8 protein-coding genes are annotated in these 8,431 nt (G+C 71.1%); 4 read left to right on the top strand and 4 right to left on the bottom strand.

The window, feature by feature from the left end:
* Together AC08OO_RS20860 and AC08OO_RS20855 are read right to left on the bottom strand one after the other, a co-directional pair.
* The coding region (locus tag AC08OO_RS20860; protein ID WP_476618948.1) for an aldehyde dehydrogenase family protein at window positions 1-1,564 on the bottom strand (1,564 nt) is incomplete at its 3' end.
* A 101-nt stretch (window positions 1,565-1,665) separates the two neighbouring features.
* Window positions 1,666-2,928 (bottom strand): thiamine pyrophosphate-dependent enzyme, encoded by a 1,263-nt coding sequence (locus AC08OO_RS20855; protein ID WP_476611412.1) that lies wholly within the window; start codon window positions 2,926-2,928, stop codon window positions 1,666-1,668.
* Between the two features lie 211 nt (window positions 2,929-3,139).
* Between AC08OO_RS20855 and AC08OO_RS20850 the strand changes: the two genes are divergently transcribed.
* Both AC08OO_RS20850 and AC08OO_RS20845 read left to right on the top strand, forming a co-directional pair.
* Entirely contained in the window at window positions 3,140-3,472 is a 333-nt protein-coding gene (locus AC08OO_RS20850) for a YnfA family protein (RefSeq protein ID WP_476611414.1), read from the top strand.
* A gap of 32 nt (window positions 3,473-3,504) precedes the next feature.
* Window positions 3,505-3,897, top strand: coding sequence for a protealysin inhibitor emfourin (locus AC08OO_RS20845; RefSeq protein WP_476611411.1), 393 nt, complete (start codon window positions 3,505-3,507; stop codon window positions 3,895-3,897).
* A gap of 44 nt (window positions 3,898-3,941) precedes the next feature.
* Here AC08OO_RS20845 and AC08OO_RS20840 read toward each other — a convergent pair whose 3' ends face one another.
* Window positions 3,942-4,295, bottom strand: a complete 354-nt coding sequence (locus tag AC08OO_RS20840; protein ID WP_476611410.1) for an Ada metal-binding domain-containing protein — start codon at window positions 4,293-4,295, stop codon at window positions 3,942-3,944.
* A gap of 337 nt (window positions 4,296-4,632) precedes the next feature.
* On the opposite strand from AC08OO_RS20840, the gene AC08OO_RS20835 reads away from it, so the two are divergent.
* Window positions 4,633-5,016: a chaperone modulator CbpM gene (locus tag AC08OO_RS20835; protein WP_476611409.1), complete on the top strand. Its 384-nt coding sequence runs from the start codon at window positions 4,633-4,635 to the stop codon at window positions 5,014-5,016.
* Entirely contained in the window at window positions 5,013-7,643 is a 2,631-nt protein-coding gene (locus AC08OO_RS20830) for an AAA family ATPase (RefSeq protein WP_476611408.1), read from the top strand. The genes AC08OO_RS20835 and AC08OO_RS20830 overlap by 4 nt, the downstream gene beginning before the upstream one ends.
* Here the strand turns inward: AC08OO_RS20830 and AC08OO_RS20825 are convergent.
* Window positions 7,630-8,361 (bottom strand): GNAT family N-acetyltransferase, encoded by a 732-nt coding sequence (locus AC08OO_RS20825; protein WP_476618947.1) that lies wholly within the window; start codon window positions 8,359-8,361, stop codon window positions 7,630-7,632. The two genes, AC08OO_RS20830 and AC08OO_RS20825, sit on opposite strands and share 14 nt — an antisense overlap.
* Between the last annotated feature and the right edge of the window lie 70 nt (window positions 8,362-8,431).

Here is an 8,431-nt window from a genome sequence, read left to right as displayed (position 1 = left end):
CCCGCCCCACCCGGCCGCCGCCGTGCCGGAGCCGCGCCGCCACCGCGGCGACGGCGAGCGCACCCGGCGCCCGGCGGAACGTGGTCAGGGTCGCTCCCGGCACGTGCATCCGCAGGGTGGCGACCGAGCGGGGGCGGACGAACTCGCGCAGCCCCTCCGCGCCGTGCACCCGACCGAACCCGCTTTCGCCGCTGCCCCCGAAGGGCAGGGCGGGCATCCCGGCAAACGCCAGCACCGCGTTGACGGACACCATCCCGGCGTCGAGCCGGCTGGCGATCTCGTCTCCCCGGGACCGGGAGAAGACCGTCGCACCGAGCGCGTACGGGGTGCCGTTGGCCAGCGTGACGGCCTCGTCGACGTCGGCGACGGTCCGGACGGTGGCGACCGGCCCGAAGGTCTCCTCCTGCACGGCAGGGCTGCCCTCCGGCACGTCGACCAGCACGACCGGTTCGATGAAGGTGTCCTCCACCGACTCCGTCCCGCCGATCAGGGCGGTCGCGCCGCGGGCCAGCGCGTCGGCCACGTGGCGGCGCACGATCGCCGCCTGGCCGGGCATCGTCATCGGACCGTAAGATGCGTCGCGGTCGGCGCCGGGACGAACCCCGTCGAGCTCGCGGCGCAGTGCGGCGAGAAAGGGCGCGGCGACCGCCTCGGTCACGTAGATCCGCTCGACCCCGGCACAGGTCTGGCCGGCGTTGGACATCGCCCCCCAGACCGCTGCCCGCGCGGCGGCGGCCACGTCGGCGTCGTCAGCGACGATCAGCGGGTCCTTGCCGCCGCATTCGATCACCACCGGGACGAGGGACGACGCGCAGGCCGCCATGACCCGGCGGCCGGTCGCGGGCGAACCGGTAAAGGCAATCTTGTCGACCCCGGCGGTACACAGAGCGGCACCGGTCGGACCGAAGCCGGTGACCATGGTCAGGACCCCGGCCGGCGCGTCCGGATTCGCCGCGGCGAACGCCGCGACCAGGTACGCGCCCACCGCCGGGGTGTACTCGCTGGGCTTGAAGACCACCGTGTTACCGGCTGCCAGGGCATACGCGATCGAACCGCTCGGGGTGAACAGCGGATAGTTCCACGGCCCGATCACCCCGACGACCCCGAACGGGCGGTACTCGATCCGTCCGGTGTGGTTCGCCAGGAACGGGCCGGGCGATACCCGACGGGTCCGCAGCACGCAGGCGGCGTTGCGGGCCGCCCAGCGGATGTGTTCCAACGTCAGCAGCAGCTCGATGCGGGCATCGGCGGCGGTCTTGCCGTTCTCGGCGTGCAGGAGGTCGATCAGCTCGGTCTCGTGACGGACGAGGTGCGCCGCCCAGCGCAGCAGATGGTCGCGCCGCCGTGCCGCCGCGAGCCCCGCCCACCAGCCCGCCGCCGACCGGGCGGACGCCACGGTCGCCCGCACCTGGGCCGGCTCCATCACCGGGAAGCTCGCGACCACCGCGCCGGTGGCCGGATCCGTCGACAGGAGCGTCCCGATGCCTGCCTCCGGGCCGACCGCCTCAGTCACCCCGGTCTCCCGGTTCGCTACGGTCTGCGGGGTCTGCGGGGTCGGCCGCATGGGGAGCTCCTCGCCGCTGGTGGCGGAACGTCCTTCCCTTACCCGGCGAGGATATGACCGCCACCCGCAGAGAAACGAGTCCCGTCATCCTCAGATCATCCTCAGAGGAACGAGTCGCGGTACGCGGCGAACCACTCCCGTTGCCGGCGCTGATCGGCCGTCTCCTCCGCGGCGACATGGTCGAGCATCGAGGAGGGGTCCGGCGGGTCGAGGGCAAGGGTGTCCCGACGCAGATCGGCCGCGGCGACGTCGGCCCGCCGGCGGACCTCGTCGAACCAGCCGGCCTCGACCTCGGCGGCGAGCAGCCGACGGAGGCGCTCGATGGGATCCCGGGCCTGCCAGGCGCTGATCTCGTCCGGCGGCTGGTACCGAGTCGCGTCGTCGGAGGTGGTGTGCGGGGCCATCCGGTAGGTGTTGGCCTCGATGAGCACCGGGCCGCGACCGCTGCGCGCATGGTCGAGCGCCCAAGTGGTCACCGCGTGCACCGCGAGCACGTCGTTACCATCGACGCGCAGGCCGGGGAAGCCGAACCCGTCGGCCCGGCGGGCCAACCGCACCGGGGACTGCCGCCGGCTCGGCGTGGAAATCGCCCACTGATTATTCTGGCAGAAGAAGACGACGGGCGCACCGAAACTCGCCGCCCACACGAATGCCTCGTTGGCATCACCCTGACTCATCGCACCGTCACCGAGATACACCATCACCGCCATGTCGGTATCGGTGCCGCCGGTATCGCCGGTGTCGCCGGTGCCGCCGGTGCCGGTGCCGGCACCGGTGCCGGTGCCGGCGGCACCGTCAAGGAGCACCCCCATCCCGAAACCGACGGCGTGCAGCGTCTGGGCCGCCAGAACAATCGTGTAATTAGCCATATTGTGACGGTGCGTGTCCCAGCCATCGTGGCTCACTCCCCGCAGCAGCCGAATCACCTCGACCGCCGGGACACCGCGGTGCCAGGCGACCGCGTGTTCCCGGTAACTGGGGAACAGGTAATCCCGGGGACGCGCGGCCGCGGCGGATCCGACCTGCGCAGCCTCCTGCCCCCGCAGCGGGATCCACAGGACCAGCTCACCCTGACGTTGCAGGGCCGTGGCCTCCTCGTCCAGCCGGCGGGCCAAGACCATGGAGGTGTAGAACTCCATGCGCAGCTCGTGGTCGGCGAGCACCGAGAACCGAGAATCGGCGACCAGCGAACCATCGGGGGCGAGCAGTCGGATGCCGCCGTCGTCGAGTTCACCCGCCGCGGGCGAGGTGTTCTCCCCGAACGCGCCAGGAAAACGATGCGGAGCGAGACCGTCCACCGAATCCGGTTCGAGCCGCCGCATCGGCCCGCCGGTAATCAGTTCCGGATCCCGTACGACATTCATACCGAGCACCCCTCCCCACCGGAAGATCGCAGGACGTCCTACCATCGGAAACCATCGAAAAAGAGCGGTGTACCCATGCGACACTACGCGGTGCGGGCAGGGTGAAAACACGGGCGCGGTAACGACGAGATTTCGGCCACAGGATTCCGAGGCCGCAGGGCGATGCCGGAAGGATGACGATGCCGGAAGGATACTGACTATCGTGACGCACGTGGGCGTCGTCCGGTCTCTGCTGCTGTTCGTGGTAGCCGCGGTCATGGAGATCGGTGGTGCCTGGCTCGTGTGGCAGGGCGTGCGCGAGCACCGCGGACCGGTCTGGGTGGGGCTCGGGATCGGGTTCCTGGCCGCCTACGGCTTCGTCGCGGCCCTCCAGCCGGACGCGCACTTCGGCCGGATCCTCGCCGCCTACGGCGGGGTCTTCGTCGCCGGTTCCCTGCTCTGGGGCGTGGCCGTCGACGGCTTCCGGCCCGACCGCTACGACCTCGCCGGAGCCGCGATCTGCCTGCTCGGCGTCGCCGTCATCATGTACGCCCGGCGCGTGTGACGGCTGACGGCTGACGGCGCACAATCTGGCTTATGGCGCGCACCGCGGAACGTGTACGGGTCGTGCTGGAGCGTTCCGGCGGGCTTCTCGGGCGCAGTGTGCGCCGCGGTCTGGATACGGCCGATCTCAGTGAACAGGAGGCCGAGAACCTGCGCCGTCTGGTCCGCGGAGCGGTGCGCCGCAGCGATCTCGCGGCCACAACGGACGCCGCGGATGCCGGTCAGGTAGATTCCACCGAGGTCCGGGGTTCCACCGAAGCCCGGGAGCAGCGCGACGTCGGCGCGGACCGGTTTGTCTACACCCTGGAGATCGATCGGCCTGGGGAACACGCGGTGCGGACGTTCTCCGAGCCGGTGCCCGACGAGGTCCGCCCGCTGCTGGCGCTGCTGCGCACCGCGCCGCTGCTGCCCGCGGGCCGTCCCTAGCGGTGTCGCTGGCAGCGAGGTTGACCACCTCGCGCACCGCGGGCTCAGTCGTTGACGACTGGCACCGCTTCGCCAGCCTGGACCGACTCGGCAACCACTGGGACCATCCCGGCTGGACGCTCGGACGCCGCTGCTACCCCCTGGATGTACCCCCTGGATGCTGACGTTCGAGAACGCCACCGAACTGCACACCCTGGCCGCGCAATGCCAGGATCGACCACACCTGCCCGTCCTCGACCCGGTACCGTCGGAAAGAACCGGACGTCCTCCCGCTTCGGCGTGATGGCTGGACAACTCGGGCGGCAGTAGATGCCGGTGGTGGTGACGGCGAAGAAGAACGCGCCATCGAAGCGCGCGTCCCGGCTACGCAAAGCCTCGTAGCGGCTCCGGTCCGTCATCACTCCACCCACTCTCGACGAGTCCCGCCTCGCATGCTGGCGGAAATCGGACGTCGCGCCCGCAGGCGCCTGGCAAGCGCGGCCATCCCCGGAGACCACACCTATCCGTCGTTGAGTCGTCACCTCTGGTTGCGAACGCCCTCGGGTCCGACCTACGGTCACATGGGTAATCGGACCACTACCCGGAGATGATCTGACTCGACCGTACCCGCGCCCAGGCCAGGTCTCCGCCGCACGGGCGGTGCGCTCCTCCGGACCGGCCCTCCACATCTCCCATGCGGGCGGGGAGCACCGGATCGGCCCATCAGCAAGAGGTATCCATCAGCAGGAGGTAATCGTGGGATGGGCCGTCGGAAGCGATCCCGGCCCGACCGTCCCGGTCACCCGGATCACCCACCCGGGCGGCGTCGAACCCGGTCTGGATCTTCTCGGACTGGACTCCTTCTGCCTGCTCACCCGGCTGGGTCCGGACATCGTCCGCCGGTTGGTCGCCCTCGGCCTGCTCGACGTGCACGTCGACCAGGCGGGGCAGTGGTGGCTGCCGATCCGCGCGGTTGGGCGGGCGGTGCGTATCGAACGGCTGCGCCGCGACCTCGGCATTACCTATGCGGCCACCGGCGTCGTGCTGGACCTGCGCGACCGCATCGACGAACTCGAACAGCGCATCCGCGGCCATCGCGACGGCCCCGGCCGCGACGGCCCCGGCGAGGAGCACCGATGAAGTTGACCAAGCTGACCGAGGGCGCCCAGGACGCGCTGAAGGCGGCCCAGACCAGGGCGATGCGATTCGGCCACACCGAGGTCGACGGGGAACATCTGCTCGCCGCGCTTGTCGAGCAGCCGGACGGGCTGGTCCCGCGCCTCATGGTCGCATCGGGTGGTACCCCACCCGCCCTCACCGGTGCGGTGGAGACGGAGCTGGAGCGCAGACCGCGGGTGTCCGGACCGGGGGTCCGACCGGGCGAGGTGTACATGACGCAGCGGCTGTCCAGGGCCCTCGACGCCGCCGAACGGGAGACACACCGCCTCGGCGACGAGTACATCTCGGTCGAACACCTGCTGCTGGCCCTGCTCGAGGAGGGACCCACGACACCGGCCGGCCGGATCCTGCACGAGCAGGGTCTGACCCGGGAACGGCTGCTCATCGCGCTGACCCGGGTGCGCGGAGACCGGCGCATCCTCTCCGCCTCGCCGACGGCCACGGACGACGCGCTGGAGAAGTACGGACGCGACCTCGTCGTCGACGCCCGCAACGGCCGCCTCGACCCCCTGATCGGGCGGGACACCGAGATCCGCCGAGTGATCCAGATCCTGTCCCGCCGGACGAAGAACAATCCCGTGCTGCTCGGCGACCCCGGAGTCGGCAAGACCGCGATCGTCGAGGGCCTCGCCGACCGGATCTTCCGCGGGGAGGTTCCGGACAGCCTGCGGAACAGGAGGGTGTTCCAGCTCGACCTGGGCGCGCTGGCGGCCGGGACGGCGCACCGCGGCGCGTTCGAGGAACGACTCAAGGCGGTCATGGCCCAGGTCAAGGCATCCGAGGGGCGGATCCTGCTGTTCGTCGACGAACTGCACGCCGTCCTGGGGGCGGGTGCCGCCGAAGGGAAGACGGATGCCGGCAACGTGCTCAAGCCGCTGCTGATCCGCGGCGACCTGCACCTGATCGGGACGACGACACTCGAGGAGTACCGCCGGCAGATCGAGTCCGACCCCGCGTTCGCACGCCGGTTCCAGACCGTCATAATCAACGAACCATCGGTGGCGGACACCATCTCCATCCTGCGCGGGCTGCGAGGACGGCTGGAGATCTTCCACGGGGTTCGGATCGCCGACGCGGCCCTGGTCTCGGCGGCGGTGCTGTCCCATCGGTACATCAGCGACCGTTTCCTGCCGGACAAGGCGATCGACCTCGTCGACGAGGCGGGCGCCATGCTGCGCACCGACATCGACTCGATGCCGACCGGCCTCGACGAGATCATCCGTAGGGTGGTCCGGCTGGAGATCGAGGAGGCCGCACTCGCGCAGGAATCCGATCCGGCGAGCACCGCCCGCCTGGACCAGCTCCGTGGGGAACTCGCCGACGTGCGGGCCGCGGCGAACACGATGCGCGCGCGGTGGGAGGCCGAACGCCAGGCCATTCGGCGGGTCCGGGGGCTGCGGGAGGAGATCGAACAGGCCCGGCGGCGGGCCGAGGATGCCGAACGGGCACACGACCTGGGGACCGCGGCGGAGCTGCGCCACACCCGCCTGCCCGAACTGGACCGGCGGCTCGCCGACGAGTCCGAACGGCTCACCCCCCAGCGGGGCGGCCACCGGTTGCTGCGCGAGACGGTGACCGCCGACGAGATCGCCGATCTGGTCTCCCGCTGGACGGGGATCCCGGTGGCCCGGCTCCTCGAGGGGGAACGGGAGAAGCTGCGACGCCTCGACCAGGTCCTGCGCGCCCGGGTCGTCGGACAGGACGAGGCGGTGCGGCTCGTCGCCGACACGGTGCTCCGGGCCCGCGCGGGCATCGGGAACCCGCGCCGCCCGATCGGGTCATTCCTCTTCCTCGGGCCGATGGGGATCGGGAAGACCGAGTTGGCCCGGGCCCTGGCGACGGCCCTGTTCGACTCCGAGGACAGCCTGATCCGCATCGACCTGGGCGAGTACCAGGAGCGGCACAGCGTCGGCCGGCTGCTGGGCGCCCCACCCGGCCAGACCGGGCTCGTCGAGGGCGGGCAGCTCACCGAGGCGGTACGACGCAAGCCCTACGCGGTGGTGCTGTTCGACGAGATCGAGAAGGCACACTCCGACGTCCTCAACATCCTGCTGCAGGTCCTGAGCGACGGTCGGCTCACCGACGCCCGGGGACGCACCGTCGACTTCCGTGACACCGTCGTCATCCTGACCTCCGGTGTGGGGTCCGAACGGCTCACCGGCGGTCCGGACGCCGATGGGACAGCCGGGCCCGAGGTCCGCGTTCGGATCACGGCCGACCTGCGCCGGGCGTTCCGGCCCGAGTTCCTCCACCAGCTCGACGAGGTCGTGCTGTTCTCCCCGCTGACCCTGCCCGAGATCGAGCGGATCGTCGAGCTGCTGGTGGACGATCTGCGGGCCCGACTGGCGGATCGGCGCATCACCCTGGACATCACCGAGCCGGCCCGGATGTTCATCGCCCGTCAGGGCTACGACCCGGTCCATGGCGCCCGCCCGCTGCGCCGCTACCTGCAACGCGAGGTGGAGACCCGGATCGGGCGGGAAATGATCGCCGGTGAGGTCGACGACGGTTCCGCGGTGGTCGTCGACCTCGCCGGAGACACGCTGACGGTCCGGCACGGACGGTCCGGCACGCTCAGCGGTCGCTGAACCCCGGGCGGTCGCCGAACCTCTTGCGGAGGACGACGAAGTAGAGATCCGGTCGCAGCGGCCGGCCGAACCGTTCGTCGTCGTAGGGGAACGGGCTCGTTCTGGTGGTCAGGACGTATCCGCGCCGCTGATACCAGGCGATCAGCTCGGCCCGTTGGGCGATGACCAGCAGGTCCATCCAGGCCGCGGAGCAGGCCGTCACGGCGTGCCGTTCGGCGAGCCGCAGCAGGGTGTCGCCGAGCCCGTTGCCCTGGCGGGTCGGGCTTACCGCGAACATGCCGAAGTAGGACCCGATCAACGGTGATGCATCCGGGCCACACCGCTCCGCGTCAGCCTGCCCGTGGGTGGCATACCCCGACCGGGTCACCTCGGTCGCCGCGGTCACCTCGGTCACCTCGGTCGCCGCGGTCACCTCGGTCGCCGTGTGCCCCGACCGGGCCGGTGGCTCGACCCGTCGTTCCACGTGGCAGCAGCCGAGGAGGGCTCCGTCCGGGTCCTGCGCGAGCAGCACCACGCTGTCCAGCGCCGCCAGTGCCGCGCCGACCGCGGCGGCGTCGGTGCGCCGCCCGGCGAGCAGGTCGGCCTCGGTGGTCCACCCCGCGCGACTGGACTCCCCCCGGTACGCGGACTCGACGAGCTCGACGATCGCCGCGACGTCGGCCTCGGTCGCACGGCGGAACGTGAGGTCGCCCGGGTAGGCATGGGAAACCGATCGCATCCTCCCCATCCTCACAGCTCCCGGGGGTAGTCCCCCGGGAATGCGAGCGAGCGCATAGCGGGTAACGGCC

The organism is Frankia sp. CeCAU1, assembly GCF_977971845.1.
The sequence above is the reverse complement of the archived record's forward strand: the minus strand, read 5'-3'. Positions and strand labels throughout refer to the sequence as shown.